Origin of the sequence: Streptomyces violaceorubidus (genome assembly GCF_000717995.1) — a bacterium.
Classification (GTDB): domain Bacteria; phylum Actinomycetota; class Actinomycetes; order Streptomycetales; family Streptomycetaceae; genus Streptomyces; species Streptomyces violaceorubidus.
Genome location: NZ_JODM01000029.1, coordinates 16751 through 31535, shown reverse-complemented (window position 1 = coordinate 31535; position 14785 = coordinate 16751). Strand labels below are relative to the sequence as shown.

15 protein-coding genes are annotated in these 14785 nt (G+C 74.5%); 8 read left to right on the top strand and 7 right to left on the bottom strand.

Going from position 1 to position 14785, the window contains the following annotated elements:
* Positions 1–17 precede the first annotated feature (17 nt).
* Positions 18–1205, bottom strand: coding sequence for a thiolase family protein (locus tag IE94_RS0127610; protein WP_030189486.1), 1188 nt, complete (start codon positions 1203–1205; stop codon positions 18–20).
* A 177-nt stretch (positions 1206–1382) separates the two neighbouring features.
* Here IE94_RS0127610 and IE94_RS0127605 point away from each other — a divergent pair, with 177 nt between their 5' ends.
* The 8 genes from IE94_RS0127605 to IE94_RS0127570 all read left to right on the top strand — a co-directional run bounded on the left by IE94_RS0127605 (position 1383) and on the right by IE94_RS0127570 (position 8147).
* A complete protein-coding gene (locus IE94_RS0127605; RefSeq protein ID WP_030189484.1) occupies positions 1383–2192 on the top strand; it encodes an alpha/beta hydrolase in 810 nt (269 codons plus the stop codon).
* A gap of 101 nt (positions 2193–2293) precedes the next feature.
* Positions 2294–2569: a WhiB family transcriptional regulator gene (locus tag IE94_RS0127600; protein ID WP_051777706.1), complete on the top strand. Its 276-nt coding sequence runs from the start codon at positions 2294–2296 to the stop codon at positions 2567–2569.
* Positions 2570–2579: 10 nt separating this feature from the next.
* Positions 2580–2912, top strand: coding sequence for a DUF3140 domain-containing protein (locus IE94_RS0127595; protein WP_030189480.1), 333 nt, complete (start codon positions 2580–2582; stop codon positions 2910–2912).
* Positions 2913–2914: 2 nt separating this feature from the next.
* Positions 2915–3565 carry an HhH-GDP family DNA glycosylase gene (locus IE94_RS0127590; protein WP_030189478.1) on the top strand — a complete coding sequence of 217 codons (651 nt, stop codon included), beginning with the start codon at positions 2915–2917 and terminating at the stop codon, positions 3563–3565.
* A 442-nt stretch (positions 3566–4007) separates the two neighbouring features.
* A complete protein-coding gene (locus IE94_RS0127585; protein WP_030189476.1) occupies positions 4008–4877 on the top strand; it encodes a hypothetical protein in 870 nt (289 codons plus the stop codon).
* A gap of 111 nt (positions 4878–4988) precedes the next feature.
* Positions 4989–6389: a type I glutamate--ammonia ligase gene (locus tag IE94_RS0127580; RefSeq protein ID WP_030189474.1), complete on the top strand. Its 1401-nt coding sequence runs from the start codon at positions 4989–4991 to the stop codon at positions 6387–6389.
* Between the two features lies 1 nt (position 6390).
* Positions 6391–7539: an amidohydrolase family protein gene (locus IE94_RS0127575; RefSeq protein WP_030189472.1), complete on the top strand. Its 1149-nt coding sequence runs from the start codon at positions 6391–6393 to the stop codon at positions 7537–7539.
* A gap of 80 nt (positions 7540–7619) precedes the next feature.
* Positions 7620–8147: an NUDIX hydrolase family protein gene (locus tag IE94_RS0127570; RefSeq protein ID WP_030189470.1), complete on the top strand. Its 528-nt coding sequence runs from the start codon at positions 7620–7622 to the stop codon at positions 8145–8147.
* A 26-nt stretch (positions 8148–8173) separates the two neighbouring features.
* On the opposite strand, the gene mnhG is transcribed toward IE94_RS0127570, so the two are convergent.
* From mnhG to IE94_RS0127540, 6 genes are read right to left on the bottom strand one after another with little or no spacing between them, the layout of a single operon-like run.
* On the bottom strand, positions 8174–8539 hold the full coding sequence (gene mnhG, locus IE94_RS0127565; RefSeq protein ID WP_030189468.1) for a monovalent cation/H(+) antiporter subunit G: 366 nt from the start codon (positions 8537–8539) through the stop codon (positions 8174–8176).
* Entirely contained in the window at positions 8536–8802 is a 267-nt protein-coding gene (locus IE94_RS0127560; protein ID WP_166661578.1) for an MrpF/PhaF family protein, read from the bottom strand. Before IE94_RS0127560 ends, mnhG begins: the two co-directional genes overlap by 4 nt.
* Before the next feature lie 47 nt (positions 8803–8849).
* Entirely contained in the window at positions 8850–9449 is a 600-nt protein-coding gene (locus tag IE94_RS0127555; protein ID WP_030189464.1) for a Na+/H+ antiporter subunit E, read from the bottom strand.
* A complete protein-coding gene (locus IE94_RS0127550; protein WP_030189462.1) occupies positions 9446–11089 on the bottom strand; it encodes a Na+/H+ antiporter subunit D in 1644 nt (547 codons plus the stop codon). The genes IE94_RS0127555 and IE94_RS0127550 overlap by 4 nt, the downstream gene beginning before the upstream one ends.
* Positions 11086–11850, bottom strand: coding sequence for a Na(+)/H(+) antiporter subunit C (locus tag IE94_RS0127545; RefSeq protein WP_030189460.1), 765 nt, complete (start codon positions 11848–11850; stop codon positions 11086–11088). Before IE94_RS0127545 ends, IE94_RS0127550 begins: the two co-directional genes overlap by 4 nt.
* Positions 11847–14750 carry a Na+/H+ antiporter subunit A gene (locus IE94_RS0127540; RefSeq protein ID WP_030189458.1) on the bottom strand — a complete coding sequence of 968 codons (2904 nt, stop codon included), beginning with the start codon at positions 14748–14750 and terminating at the stop codon, positions 11847–11849. The genes IE94_RS0127545 and IE94_RS0127540 overlap by 4 nt, the downstream gene beginning before the upstream one ends.
* Positions 14751–14785 lie beyond the last annotated feature (35 nt).

Genomic DNA, 14785 nt, shown 5'->3' with positions numbered 1-14785 from the left:
GGTGGCTCTGGGGCGGCCTAGTGGCGTTCGACGAGGACCGCGCTGCCCTGGCCCACGCCCACGCACATCGTGGCGAGCCCGCGGCCCGCCCCCGTACGGCGCATGCGGTGGAGCAGGGTGGTGAGGATGCGGGCGCCGGAGCAGCCGAGCGGGTGGCCCAGCGCGATGGCCCCGCCGGTGGGGTTGACCAGGTCGGGGTCGATGCCGAGCCGGTCGACGCAGGCGAGGGCCTGGGCGGCGAACGCCTCGTTGAACTCGGCCTCCGCGAGGTCGCCGACGCTCCAGCCGGCCCGGGCCAGCACCTTCCGGGTGGCCGGGACCGGGCCGATGCCCATGACGTCGGGATGGACACCGGCCGAGGCGCCGGCGACGTAGCGGCCGAGCGACTCCAAGCCGAGGTCGTTCAGCGCCTCCTCGCTGACCAGCAGGAGGCCCGCGGCGCCGTCGTTCATCGGGGAGGCGTTGCCCGCGGTGACCGTGCCGCCGGGGCGGAAGACCGGCTTGAGGCGGCCCAGCTTCTCCAGGGAGGTGTCCTCGCGGACGCACTCGTCGGTGTCGACGACCACGCCGTCGGGGCGCTCGACGGAAAGGAGCTCGTCGTCGAAGTCGCCGCGCCTGCGGGCCTCGGCGGCCAGGCGGTGGCTGCGCAGGGCGAACGCGTCCTGGCGCTCGCGCGGGACGCCGTACCGCTCGGCGACCTCCTCGGCCGTCTCCCCCATGGCGAGCAGTCCGTGCAGCTCCTTCATCGCCGGGTTGACCAGGCGCCAGCCGAGCCGGGTGTCGGCGGTCTCGATGCGGTGCGGGAGGGCCTCGTCGGGGCGGGGCAGCACGAAGGGGGCGCGGCTCATCGACTCGGAGCCGCCCGCGAGGACGACGTCGGCCTCGCCCGCGGCGATGGTGCGGGCGGCGGTGGTGACGGCTTCGAGGCCGGAGGCGCACAGCCGGTTGACGGTGGCGCCGGGCACGGTCTCGGGCAGGCCGGCGAGCAGGGCGGCCATGCGGGCGACGTTGCGGTTGTCCTCGCCGGCCTGGTTGGCGGCGCCCCAGTACACGTCGTCGATCCGGGCGGGGTCCAGCGCGGGCACGTCGGCGACCAGGCCCCGGATCACCGCGGCGGCGAGGTCGTCGGGCCGTACGGCGGACAGCGCGCCGCGCAGCCTGCCGATCGGGGTGCGGCGGGCGGCCGCGAAGTGGACGGGACGCACGAGGGACTCCTGACCGTCGTCACGCGGTCGCCGGACGGCACACCGCCGCCGCGTCGGCCACCACGGATCCTGATGAGCACCACCCTTAATTAGCACTGCTAGTTTTGGACTATAGACCGCCGGACGGCGTCCTGGGAAGATCCTCCGAGGGACGTCACCGACACAGCCGGAGGAGACATGGCCGAGGCCCGCGAGCACACGCTTTCCGGGACGCGGGGGCGGATCGCCGTCCGCGAGTGGCCCGCCGGGCGTCCCCGCAGCGTCGCGCTGCTGGTCCACGGGTACGGCGAGCACACCGGGCGCTACGAGGAGGTGGCCGGCGTCCTGACCGGCCGCGGCGCGGCCGTCTACGCGCCGGACCACGTCGGGCACGGCCGCTCGGACGGCGAGCGGGTGGTGATCGAGGACTTCGAGGACGTGGTCACCGACGTGCACGCCGCGGCAAACCTCGCCCGCGCCGCCCACCCCGGCCTGCCGGTCGTCATGATCGGGCACTCCATGGGCGGCCTCGTCGCCGCCCGCTACGCCCAGCGCCACCCCGGCGAGCTGACGGCGCTGGTGCTGTCGGGGCCCGTCATCGGCGACTGGGAGCTGCCGCGCCGGCTGCTCGCCCAGGAGGAGATCCCCGACATCCCGATCAGTCCGGCCTCGCTCTCCCGCGACCCGGCGGTGGGAGCGGCGTACGCGGCGGATCCGCTGGTGTGGCACGGGCCGATGAAGCGGCCGACGCTTCAGGCGTTCGTGCGGACGCTGGAGACCGTGGCGGAGGGCGGCGACATCGGCCGGCTGCCGCTGCTGTGGGTGCACGGGGACGACGACCGGCTGGTGCCGCTGCCCGGCAGCCGCGTCGGCGTGGAAAGGCTGAGCGGCGGCGACCTGACCGAGCGGATCTACCCGGGCGCCCGGCACGAGGTCTTCAACGAGACGAACCGGGCGGAGGTTATCGCGGACCTCACGCGCTTCCTGGACGGCGTGCTCGCCCGCTGAGGGGGCGGACCCCCGGGTGTCGGGTGCCGGGGTGTCCGGGTGCCGGCTGCCGGGGCACGGCGGGCGTTTGTCCCCCGCTCCCCTTGGGCACCCGCGCCCGCATGGAGTGGTTGCGCCGCGCCGCCTGCGTGGATGAGGACCCGGATCTGTTCTTCCCGGTGGGCACCGCCGGACCCGCCCTGCGGGACACGTCGGCCGCCAAGCGCGTCTGCGCCAGATGCCCGGTGACCCCCGAGTGCCTGGCCTTCGCCCTCTCGTCGGGGCGGACCTCGGGCGTGTGGGGCGGCACCGACGAGGCCGAGCGCGTGGCCCTGCTCCGGCTGACCACCCGGCACGCACCCACACACGACGACATGCACGTACGCACGACGAAATGAGGGACACCTCATGGCCGACGCCCTCGAACTCGACGCGCTGTGGGAGGACTTCCACCGCGTGGTGAACATGACCTCCGCGGAACTCGCCGACTGGCTCCGGGTGCGCGACTCCGGTGAGCTGACCGAGCCGCTGCCGGACGACGCAGGGCCGCCGCTGGGACGGCACGTGCTCGCGATCCTGCAGAAGCGGCGCACCGACCTGACCGAGGACGACCTGCGGGCGATGCGCGAGGTCGTGGACACCGTGACGGCACAGGCCGACCTGGAGAACGAGCCCGAGGCCGAGGACACCCGCCTGCGGCACCGGCTCATGACGGTCGGTCACGATCCGCTGAAGCCGTAGCCGTGGGTCGCGACCAGCGGCGGACCGTGCGCGAACTCGTCGACGCGCACGGGCAGACGTACGCCGAGGAGGCGGGCATCCGACTGAAGGACACCCCGCAGCCGCTGTACCGGCTGCTCGTCCTCGCGCACCTGCTCAGCGCGCGCATCAGCGCCTCCGTCGCGGTCGCCGCCGCCCGTGCCCTGAGCCAGGCGGGGCTGCGCGACCCGCGCCGCATGGCCGACGCCACCTGGCAGGAGCGGGTGGACGCGCTCGGCCGGGGCGGCTACCGGCGCTACGACGAGCGCACCGCCACCCAGCTCGGCGAGGCCGCCGAACTGCTGACCGAGCGGTGGGGCGGCGACCTGCGCCGGCTCCGCGACGAGGCGGGCGGCGACGTCGAGGAGATACGGCGGCTGCTCCAGGAGTTCCCCGGCGTGGGGCCGACGGGCGCGGACATCTTCCTGCGGGAGGCCCAGCTGGTCTGGCCGCAGGCGGCGCCCCGCCTGGACCGCAAGGCCCTCCAGGGCGCGGAGCGGCTCGGTCTGCCCGGGGACCGGGACCGGCTCCTCGCCCTGGCCGGGAAGACGGAACCCGCCGTGCTCGCGGCCGCGCTGGTGCGCGCGGCGGTGGACAGGGACGTGGCCGAGGACACCCTCGACCGCGCGGGCTGAGCACGCCGGGCCCGGCGTTCCGGCCCGCCCCGCCACCCGGCCACGCCGGCCACCCGCACAGGCCCGCATCGCGCCGCCCACCCGAACAGGCCCGTGACGCGCCGGTCACCCGAACAGGCCCGCATCGCGCCGGCCACTCCAACAGACCCGCATCGCGCCGGCCACCCGAACAAGCCCACATCGCGCCGCCCACCCCAACAGACCCGCATCGCGCCGGCCACCCGAACAAGCCCACATCGCGCCGCCCACCCCAACAAGCCCACATCGCGCCGCCCACCCCAACAAGCCCACATCGCGCCGCCCACCCCAACAAGCCCGTGACGCACCGCCCACCCAACAGACCCGCATCGCGCCGGTCACCCGAACAGGCCCGTGCGCTGGTGCGCCCCCGGCCGCGGTGATGCGCTGAGGACCCCGTACACCGTCCAGGAGGCATCCCGCGATGAGCCGTCGTCCCTCCCACCCCGTCCGTCTCCTGGCCTCCGCCCTGGCGGCGGGCGCGCTGCTGACCACCGCGGCCTGCTCGGACGGCGGCGGGTCGGACAGCGCCTCGGACACCGCCGCCGAAGAGGCCGGGATCGCCCGGCAGAACGCGGCGCGGCAGACCCCGAGCGGCTCGCCCACGAACTCCCCGACCGGCTCCCCCAGCGCCTCCCCCACCACGCTCACCGAATCCGGCGCCAGGGCGGCCCTGCTCACCGAGGCCGACCTGGAGGGCGGCTGGAACCAGGTCCAGGGCGCGGACAAGTGGCGCGACCGGCTGCTCGTCGGCGAGGTCGACGTGGCCGACTTCGTCACCGCCAAGTCCAACGCCACGGACTGCCAGGCCCTCCTGGACGCCCTCTACGGCGACGGCCTGCTGGGCGACCCCTCCGGACCGTCGGCCCTCACCGGCTTCGAGCAGGGCGACTCCCGCCTGCTCGAACAGGTCGCCGGGTACGACCGCGCCGGTCTGGACGCCCGCATGAAGTGGCTGCGGACCCTGCCGGACACCTGCGACGAGTTCACCGCCACCGGCTCCGGGGGCGCCAGGCGCACGGTCCGGGTGACCGAGGCGTCGGTGCCCGAGGTGGGCGACGCGCGCACGGGCCTGCGGGTGACCGTGCAGGGCGACGCCGGCGGCAGTGAGGCCACGCTCACCCTGGACGTCGCCGCCGTCCGCGTCGACACCTCCGCCGTCACCGTCATGGGCGGCGGCCTGGACGGCGGGCAGACCGACTCCGTCGAACAGGCGGTGCGCCAGGGCACCGAGCGCCTGAAGACCGTCCTGGACGGCGGCACCCCCTCGCCGCAGCCCGCCGATCTGGACTGACCGGGGCCGGGTTCCACCTCCTCGTGCGCACATCCGGCGAAACCCGGACAGGGTGATCACCGGGCGGCACAATGGTCGCGACGGACGGCGCACCCGCGAAGGAGCCGAGACGTGAGCGACAGCGACCCCGTGCCCGGCGGGCGCCCCGGTGAGGTCGAGCGGGCCACCGCGCTGACCGGCGAACTGACCGGGCGGGGCGTGCACGGCGTGGTGCTGGCGTACGTCGACACCGCCGGGATCGCCCGGGTGAAGACCGTGCCCACCGCCAGGCTCCCCGCGGTGGTGGCCTGGGGCGTGGGCATGTCGCCGGTGTTCGACACCTTCCTGGCCGACGACTCGATCGTCACAACGGACGTCCTCGGCTCCCCCGACGGCGACCTGCGCCTCTACCCCGACCTCGACCGGCTGACCGTACTGGCGGCGCAGCCCGGCTGGGCGTGGGCGCCGGTGGACCGGATCACGCAGGAGGGCGCGCCGCATCCGGGGTGCGGGCGCACCGTCCTGCGCCGGACCGTGGCCGGGGCCGCCGAGCGGCACGGCATCGACTTCCGGGCCGCCGTCGAGATCGAGTGGACGGTGGGCCGTGCGGACGCGGCCGGTGACGCGTTCGTCCCGGCGGTGTCCGGACCGGCGTACGGGGCCGCCCGGCAGGTCGAGCTGAGCGACTGCGCCGCCGACCTGCTGGCGGCGCTCGCGGCCGAGGGCGTGGAGGTGGAGCAGTTCCATCCGGAGTACGCGGCGGGGCAGTTCGAGGTCTCGGTGGGCGCGCTCGACCCGGTGGCGGCGGCCGACCACAGCGTGCTGGTGCGGCAGACGATCCGGGCGGTGTCCCGGCGGCACGGGCTGCGGGTCTCCTTCGCCCCGGCGGTCCTCGGACAGGGCGTCGGCAACGGCGGGCACCTCCATCTCTCCGCCTGGCGCGACGGGACCAATCTGCACGCGGGCGGCACCGGCCGGTACGGCATGACCGCCGAGGCCGAGTCCTTCGTGGCCGGGATCCTCGGCCGGCTCCCGGCGCTCACCGCGGTGACCGCGCCGAGCCCGGCCAGCCGGCTGCGGCTGCGCCCCTCGCAGTGGGCCGGGGTGTTCACGGCCTGGGGCCGGGAGACCCGCGAGGCCGCGCTGCGGGTCGTCACCGGCACCGCCGGGATCCGCGACCGGGCGGCGAACCTGGAGGTGAAGCCGGTCGACCTCGCCGCCAACCCCTATCTCGCCCTCGCCTCGGTGATCGCCGCCGGACTGGACGGGCTCGCCTCCAGCGCCCCGTTGCCCGAGGAGACCACCGGGGACCCTGCCCGGCTCGATCCCGGCGAGGCCGCTGCCCGGGGCGTGCGGCGGCTGCCGGTCACGCTTGCGGAGTCGGTGGAGGCGTTCCGTGCCGACGAGGTCCTGCGCCGGGCGCTGGGTCCGGTGCTGGCCGACGCGGTGACCGCCGTACGGCTGGGGGAGGCCGGGGCCGTCGAGGGGCTGGACGACGACGGCGTGGCGGCGGCCTACCGCTGGAGGTACTGAGATGGGCGCCGGGCCCGTGCAGGAGCGGCTGGCCGCGCTGGAGCTGGTGGACCACCACTGCCACGGCACCGTCACCGACGACCTGGACCGCGCGGACTTCGAGTCGCTGCTCACCGAGGGCGGGGCGTGGCCCGGTGTCTCCCCCTTCGACAGCCCGGCCGGCCTCGCCGTGCGCCGGCACTGCGCGCCCCTGCTGGGTCTGCCGCGCCACTCCCCCGCCGACGTGTACCTGGCCCGGCGCGCGGAGCTGGGCGCCGCCGAGGTCAACCGGCGGTTCCTGCGGGCCGCGCGGACCGGCGTGTTCTGCGTGGACACGGGGTACGCCCCGCACCGTGTGACCACCCCGGCCGAGCTGGCCGGGGCGGCGGGCGCGACGGCGTACGAGGTGGTCCGGCTGGAGGGCGTCGCGGAGGCGGTGGCGGCGGGCGGGGTCGAACCGGACGCGTACGCGCGGGCGTTCCGCTCGGCCGCGTGGGAGGCGGTACGGCGGCCGGGTGTGGTGGCGGTCAAGTCGGTGGCGGCCTACCGCACCGGGTTCGACCTGGACCCGGCCCGCCCCTCGCCCGCCGAGGTCACCGAGGCCGCCCGGCGCTGGCTCGGGCGCGGCGGCGGCCGGCTCGACGACCCGGTGCTCGTGCGCCACCTGCTGTGGACCGCCGTGGACCTCGGCCGGCCGCTGCAACTGCACACGGGGTTCGGGGACGGCGACATCCGGCTGCACCGGGCGGACCCCGCGCTGCTGACCGACTGGCTGCGCCTGACCGCCGGCACCATCCCGGTCCTGCTGCTGCACTGCTGGCCGTTTCAGCGGCAGGCGGCCTACCTGTCCGCGGTCTTCGAGCGGGTGTACCTGGACGTGGGGCTCACCCTGCACCACGTGGGCCCGGCGCGGGCGGGCGCGATCCTCGCCGAGGCACTGGAGATCACCCCGTTCCGCAAGTTGCTCTACAGCTCCGACGCCTACGGCGTGGCCGAGTTCCACCACCTGGGGGCGCTGGCCTTCCGGCGGGGACTGGCCGGGCTGTTGCAGGAGCGGCTGGACGCCGACGAGTTGTCGCTGCCGGACGCGTTGCGCCTGGCGCGCTGGGCGGGGCGGGACAACGCCCGCCGGGTCTACCGGCTGCCCGGCGGTCCGGCGGACGACGACTGAGCGGCGTGGGACGGGTCACAGTCCCGGAGCGCCGCCCGGGAAGCACGAACGGCTGAAAGTATGATCAAGCGATGTCTGACATGACCGAAACCACGCCGGGCTGGCTGACGAGCGACGAACTCGAGATGGCGCGCGCCCGGATGCCGATCCTGTACGTCGAGGCCGTACCCGTGCGGGTGGACGACAGCGGGGAAGTCACGAGCGTCGGCCTGCTCCTGCGCATCGGGCCGGACGGGACGGTCAGCCGGACGCTGGTCTCCGGCCGGGTGCTGCACCACGAGCGGGTGAGGGACGCCCTGCTGCGCCACCTGGAGAAGGACCTCGGCCCGGTGGCGCTGCCCCGGGTGCCTGCCTCGCTCCAGCCCTTCACGGTGGCCGAGTACTTCCCGACGCACGGTGTCACGCCGTACCACGACCCCCGGCAGCACGCGGTCTCGCTGGCCTACGTCGTGCCGGTGACCGGTGACTGCCGGCCGCGCCAGGACGCCCTCGACCTGGTCTGGTTCGATCCGCGCGAGGCCCTGTCCGAGGCGGTGCGCAGCGAGATGCCGGGCGGGCACGGGGTGCTGCTGAAGCAGGCGCTGGCACACGTGGGCTGCGTGGACTGAACGCTCCCGTTCCCCCGTTCCCCGGGTCACTCCTCCCGTCGTCCCCCGTCGCTGAGCTGCGGGTCCAGGTCGTCCCTGAGCAGGCCCCGGGACCCCGTCTGCCCGGTGCGGTAGGCGGAGCGGGCCACCAGGTGGGAGGCGACCGGGCTGGTGAGGAACTGGAAGAAGGCGATGAGCGCGAGGGTGCCCACGTCGGTGCCGTGGCGCAGCCTCAGCGCCACGCCGGCCAGGACGAGGAGCATGCCGAGGGTCTGCGGCTTGGTGGCGGCGTGGCTGCGGGAGAGCACGTCGGGGAAGCGGAGCATCCCGATCACACCGAGGAGGCATTGCAGGCAGCCGAGGAGGAGCAGGACGGTTCCGGCCAGGTCAGCGGCGTCGGCCCAGGCGCTCACCGGTGGTCCTGCCTGCCGTCCGCCCGCACGGAGGGCCGGTCGCGTACGGCGATGAAGCGGGCGATGCCCACCGAGCCGGTGAAGCCGAGGAAGGCGAGCACCAGCATCACCGGGAAGTAGAAGGAGTCGCGGTCGTGGGCGGCCTTGACGCCGATGCCGGCGATGATGAGCGCCGCGGCCACGTCCAGGGCGACGGCGCGGTCCAGCATCGAGGGGCCGTACCAGATCCGGTACAGCAGCAGTGCGCCGGCGACGAGGATCATCGCGAGCGAGGCGACGAGCAGGGCGTCTTCGACGGCGTGCAGGGTGGTCACGACGGGGGGTCACCTTCCGGTACGGGGCGGGCGGCGTCGGCGATGTCCTCGGCGGTGCCGAAGGCGCGGGCGACGAGTTCCTCCATGCGCCACACCTGCCGCTGGGCGCCCTCGATCTCGCCGGGGTTGGCCGCGTCGAGGACGTGCAGGAACAGGGTGGCCGTCGACCGGCGCACCTCGATCACGGAGCCGCCGGGGACGTTGGAGACGGCGACGGCGGTGGCGGTGAGCATGAGGTCGCTGCGCACCCGCAGCGGGACGGCGACGACCGCGGCGTGGTAGGGGCCCTTGGCGAAGATCTGCCGGGTGACCTCGACGCTGGAGGAGAACATGTCGTACAGCAGGTAGGCCGCCAGGCGCAGGACGCCCAGCGGGCGCAGCCGGAGGCCGATGTCCACGGCGGGCAGCGGGAAGGCGAGGCACAGGCAGACCGCGACGAGGACGCCGTTGACGAGGTTGGCCCAGGACGGGGTGCCCCACAGCAGGATCCAGATGACGGTGAGCCACCCGACGAGCGGGAGGTCCAGCACGCGTCTGCCGCGGCCGACGCGGAAGGACCAGCTGTAGGGGGAGCGGTCGCGGAAGAGGTCGCTCACCGGCCGAGCACCGCCTCGATGTAGGGGGTGCGGGCGAGCAGTTCGGTGGCGGCGGCCTGGGTGAAGGTGGTGAGGGGGCCGCCGAGCACGGTGTAGGACAGGCCGAGCGAGACGGCGGCGCCGGTGGCCACCACCATCGGCCAGGGCAGCCGTTGGGTGGTGGTGATGGACTGCCCGAGGAAACCGGCGGCGACCACGGCACCCGCGGGCACCGGCAGTCCGCTCCCCGAGCCGGTCGGCCTTTCCCCGTCGTCCGGGTCGTCGTCCGGGTCGTCGTCCTCGGCGGACTCCAGCACGAGGCCCTCCTCCTCGGCGCCGGGCGGCGCGTCGCGCCAGAACGCGAGGTTCCAGACCTTCGCCATGACGTAGAGGGTGAGCAGGCTGGTGGCGGCGGATCCGGCGACGAGGGCCCAGGCCCAGCCGCCGCCGTCGGCGACGCCCGCCCGCATCAGGCCGAGCTTGCCGATGAAGCCGGACAGCGGCGGGATGCCCGCGAGGTTCATGGCGGGCACGAAGAACAGCACGGCGAGCAGCGGTGCCGCCTTCGCCAGGCCGCCGAGGCGGGTGAGTTCCGTGGTGCCGTCGCGCCGCTCGATGAGCCCGGCGACGAGGAACAGGGTGGTCTGCACGGTGATGTGGTGGGCGACGTACACGATCGCCCCGGCGATCGATCCGCGCCCGGCGAGTGCGATGCCGAAGACCATGTAGCCGATGTGGCTGATGAGGGTGAAGGACAGGACCCGCTTCAGGTCGGTCTGGGCGACGGCGCCGAGGATGCCGACGGCCATGGAGGCGAGTGCGGCGAGCATCAGCAGGTCGCCCAGGCGGTGGCCGGGGAAGAGCAGGGTCTGGGTGCGCAGCATCGAGTACACGCCGACCTTGGTCAGCAGTCCGGCGAAGACCGCCGTGACGGGTGCCGGGGCGGTGGGGTAGGAGTCGGGCAGCCAGGCCGCGAGCGGGAACACCGCCGCCTTGATCGCGAAGACCGTCAGCAGCATCGCCTCCAGCAGGGTGCGCGCCCCGAGCGGCACCTCCTGGAGCCGTTCGGCGAGCTGGGCGAGGTTCACGGTGCCGGCGACCGCGTAGGTCATGGCGATGGCGACCAGGAAGAGCACGGAGGAGAACAGCGAGATGATCACGTACGTCGACCCGGCCCGGATGCGGGTCGCGGTGCCGCCGATGGTGAGCAGGACGAAGCTCGCGACCAGCATGATCTCGAAGCCGACGTAGAGGTTGACGAGGTCTCCGGCGAGGAAGGTGCAGGAGACGCCCGCCACGAGGATGAGGTAGGCGGGGTGGAAGACGCCGACCGGCGCCTGGTCGTCGCGGTCGGCCATGCCCTGGCCCAGCGAGTACACGAGGACGAGCAGGGTGACGGCGCTGGAGACGGTGAGCATCAGGCCCGCCAGCCGGTCGGCGACGAGGGTGATGCCGACCGGCGGCGCGAAGTCGCCGAGGTGCACGCTGAGCGGGCCGTGCCGGTCCGCGGCCACCATGAGGATCACGGAGAGCACCAGGACCGCGCCGAGCACGGCGATGCTGATGAAGCGCTGGAACCGGTGCAGCCGGGGCCCGATGGCCAGCTTCAGGCCGGTGACGCACAGGGGCAGCAGGACGGGGAGCGGGACGAGCGCGTTCACCTGGTTCCTTCCGTGCCGGCGCCCTCGGGGTCGTCGGGCTGGTCGGGCGGCGGGTGGCAGGAGTCCTCGCCGGGGAGCGAGTCGGGTTCGCGGCCGGTCTCCTCGGGGTCGTTGGAGGGCCCGGCGACGCGGGCCGGGGCGGGTCCGGGGCGTCCGGCCGCGTCGGTGGAGCCCAGCTCGCGGCCTTCGCGGTAGTCCTCGGGGTCGGCGCCGAGGATGTCGTTCCAGAGGTTCCCCGAGACGTCGTTGGCGCGGGCCTGGTAGGCGCGTTCCTCGCGGACCCGGCGGCGCAGCCGTTTGCGGGCGGCGCGGTAGCGGGCGCGCTGCTCGGCGTCGGCGCCGCCGTCCTCGGCGCGGGCCTCGCGGTAGCGCTCGCGCAGTTCGCCGCGCCGGTCGAGGAACTCGGCGCGCAGGGCGACCAGCCGGTCCTCGGTGTCGTCGCTGATCTCGTCGGAGCCGGTGACCTGGTGGCTGCGGTAGGCCATGGCGAGCAGGAAGGCGGTGGTGGCGAGGGTGATGACGATCGCGGTCAGGGCGATGGCCTGGGGCAGCGGGTCGGTGACGCGGTTGCGGATGATGTACGGGTAGAGCAGGGGCGCCTCGCCCGCGCTGCCGGTGGAGGCGAGGACCAGCAGGTTGACGCCGTTGCCGAGGACGACGGCGCCGAGCAGGATCCGGGTCAGCGAGCGGGTCAGCAGCAGGGAGGCTCCGACGGCGTTGAGGACGGCGGCGGCCACCAGCAAAGACAGGCTCACGGTCATGCGCGGCCCGCCCCCGGGCGCGGGGCGGCCCGCTCGATCTGGCGGTCGATCCGGGCGCCGAGGGCCCGCACGATGTCCAGGACCACGCCGAGCACCAGGAGGTAGACCCCGCAGTCGAAGAGGACGGCGGTGGACAGGTGGGCGTCGCCCCACACGGGCAGGTGGCCGTGCCAGGCCCAGCCGTGCAGCACGGTGCCCTCGCCGAGGCCGCCGAGCGCGATCCCGGTGGACAGGAACAGGCCGAGGCCGGTGAACACGCCCGGCTTGAAGCGCACGGCGTCGGCGAGTTCGTGACGGCCGCCGGCGAGGTAGCGGGCGATGAAGGCGACGCCCGCGGTCAGTCCCGCGACGAAGCCGCCGCCCGGCAGGTTCTCCGCGCACAGCAGCAGGTAGACGGAGAGGACGAGGACCGGGTGGAAGATCAGGCGGGCCACCACTTCCAGGACGAGGGAGCGGCGTTCGGGGGCGAGGGTGGCGCTGGCTGCGAGCCAGGTCCGCTCCGGTGCGCCCTCGTCGCCGCTGGGCAGGCCCGCCGACTCGTACCGGGACGCCTGCCAGGCGGTGCGCAGGCCCGCGTGCGGGTGGTCCCCGGGCAGCGGCAGTACGGGCTGCTCGGCGCCGTCGGCGCGGCGGTGCAGGTAGATGAGGCTGGTGACGCCGATCGCGGCGGCGGCGAGGACCGCGGACTCGCCCATGGTGTCCCAGGCCCGCAGGTCGACCAGGATCGTGGCGACGACGTCCTTGAGCCCGTGGTGCGCGGTCTCCTCGACCATCGCCGCTCCGGCGCCGTCGGCCCGGCGGTGGCCCGCCATGATCCAGACGACGACGGCGACGGCGGCGCCGCCCGCCAGGGCCACCGGCATCCGCAGCAGCCGCCGCCACCGGCTGAAGTTCTCCTCGAAGCGCACCGGCATCCGGCGCAGCACCAGCACGAAGACGATCATCGAGACGGTCTCCACGCAGAACTGGGTGAGCGCGAGGTCGGGCGCGCCCTGCGCGACGAACAGGAGCGCGGTGCCGTAGCCGGTGAGGCCGGCGAAGACGACCGCCTTCATCCGGCGCCGCACGCCCAGGCACAGCAGGGCCGCCGCGCAGGTCAGCAGGGCGACGGCGGCCTGGGCGGGGTGGTCCCACAGGCGCGGTGCGGGCACCGCGGTCCAGGGTTCGTCCGCGACCAGCACGGCGATCTGCCCGGCGAGGACCACGCTCATGGTCGTCACCAGGTACACCGACAGGGACCCGCGTTGCACGAGTCCGGTGCACTGCAGGGCGGCGCGCTCCAGGGCGAGCAGCATCCGTCCGAAGACGAGGTCCGCGGAGCGCCAGGCGACCGCTTGGCCGACCCGCTGGACGGGGCCCCGGGCGAGGAACAGCAGCACCCCGCCCGCCCAGGCTGCGCCGGACAGGCCGAGGGCGGGGCCCGCTCCGTGCCACAGCGCCAGGTGGTACGGGTGGGCGGGCGCCGGGAACTGCCCGGCGTAGGTGCCGAGGAGGCCCTGGAGCCAGGACACACCGGGGCCGAGGACGAGGCAGGCCACGGCGAGTACCGCGGGCGGCGCCAGGAAGACCGCCCGGACGGGGTGCGCGTCGGTGTCGGGGAGGCCGGGCTTGCGGGCGAAGGCGCCCCACAGGTAGCGCAGGGTGTAGGCGGTGGTCAGCGCGGAGCCGACGACGGCGGCGGCGAGCGCCCAGCGGTCGCCGGTGCTTCCGTCCAGGAGCGCCTGGAAGGCGGCCTCCTTGGCACCGAAGCCGAGCAGCGGCGGCACCGCGGCCATGGACGCTCCGGCGATCACGGCCACGGCGCACACGGCGGGCAGCCGGCGTCCGAGTCCGGAGAGCCTGCGCAGGTCGCGGGTACCGGTGGCGTGGTCGACGATGCCGGTGACCAGGAAGAGCGGCGCCTTGAACAGGGCGTGCCCGAGGATCATGGCGGTGGCGGCGAGACCGGTGTCGTGGCGGCCCGCCCCGGCGAGGACCATGAGGAAGCCGAGCTGGCTGATGGTTCCGTGGGCGAGGACGAGTTTCAGGTCGTGCAGCCGGAGCGCCCGCCAGCCGGCCAGCAGCATCGTCACCGAGCCGAGGACGAGCAGGAGCGGGCGCCAGGGCGTGATGTCGGCGAAGGCGGGGGCGAGCCGGGCGACGAGGTAGACGCCGGCCTTGACCATCGCGGCAGCGTGCAGGTAGGCGCTGACGGGGGTGGGGGCCGCCATGGCGTTGGGCAGCCAGAGGCTGAAGGGCCAGATGGCGGACTTGGACAGGGCGCCGACGAGGATCAGCACGATCGCCGTGGACAGCGCCGCCGACGCGGACGGCGGGTCGGCCAGGATCGCCGAGAGGCGGTAGGTGCCCGCCTCGTGTCCCAGGAGCAGGAGGCCGACGAGCATGGTCAGTCCGCCGGACGCGGTGACCGTCAGGGCTTGCAGGGCGCTGCGCCGGTTCCGCTTGTGGTCGCTGGTCTGGCCGATCAGCAGGTAGGAGAAGACGGTCGTCAGTTCCCAGAAGACGTAGAGCAGGACGAGGTCGTCGGCGAGGACCAGGCCGAGCATCGCCCCGGCGAAGGCGAGGAGGTTCCCCGCGAACCTGCCCAGCTGCCGCGAGCGGTCGTCGAAGTAGGAGGCGCAGTAGACCAGGACGAGGGTGCCCACGCCCGCGGCGAGCAGCACCATGAGTTCGGCGAGGGCGTCCAGTCTGAGCGCCCAGTCCACGTGGTAGGAGGGCAGCCAGCGCCACTCGACGGTGTCGGCGCCGCCCGCGGCCGTCGTGCTCCACCGGGTGGCGGCCCAGACGGTCGCCGCGGCGGGCGGCAGGGCCAGGACGAGGAAGGCACGGGTGCCGCACCGTCTCACCAGCGGCGCGGCGAACAGCGCGAGCGCGAAGTGGCAGAGGATGAGCGCGGACACCCGACAGTGATATATCGGGCATCTCGCCTGAGCGT

Bases quoted from the DNA above. Each gene is read 5' to 3' on its own strand.
- IE94_RS0127595 (WP_030189480.1), top strand. From the start codon at position 2,580: ATGGCCGACGCCCTCGAACTCGACGCGCTGTGGGAGGACTTCCACCGC.
- IE94_RS0127600 (WP_051777706.1), top strand. From the start codon at position 2,294: ATGGAGTGGTTGCGCCGCGCCGCCTGCGTGGATGAGGACCCGGATCTG.
- IE94_RS0127570 (WP_030189470.1), top strand. From the start codon at position 7,620: ATGACCGAAACCACGCCGGGCTGGCTGACGAGCGACGAACTCGAGATG.
- IE94_RS0127585 (WP_030189476.1), top strand. From the start codon at position 4,008: ATGAGCCGTCGTCCCTCCCACCCCGTCCGTCTCCTGGCCTCCGCCCTG.
- IE94_RS0127560 (WP_166661578.1), bottom strand. From the start codon at position 8,802: ATGATCCTCGTCGCCGGCGCACTGCTGCTGTACCGGATCTGGTACGGC.
- IE94_RS0127605 (WP_030189484.1), top strand. From the start codon at position 1,383: ATGGCCGAGGCCCGCGAGCACACGCTTTCCGGGACGCGGGGGCGGATC.
- IE94_RS0127575 (WP_030189472.1), top strand. From the start codon at position 6,391: ATGGGCGCCGGGCCCGTGCAGGAGCGGCTGGCCGCGCTGGAGCTGGTG.
- IE94_RS0127545 (WP_030189460.1), bottom strand. From the start codon at position 11,850: ATGACCGTGAGCCTGTCTTTGCTGGTGGCCGCCGCCGTCCTCAACGCC.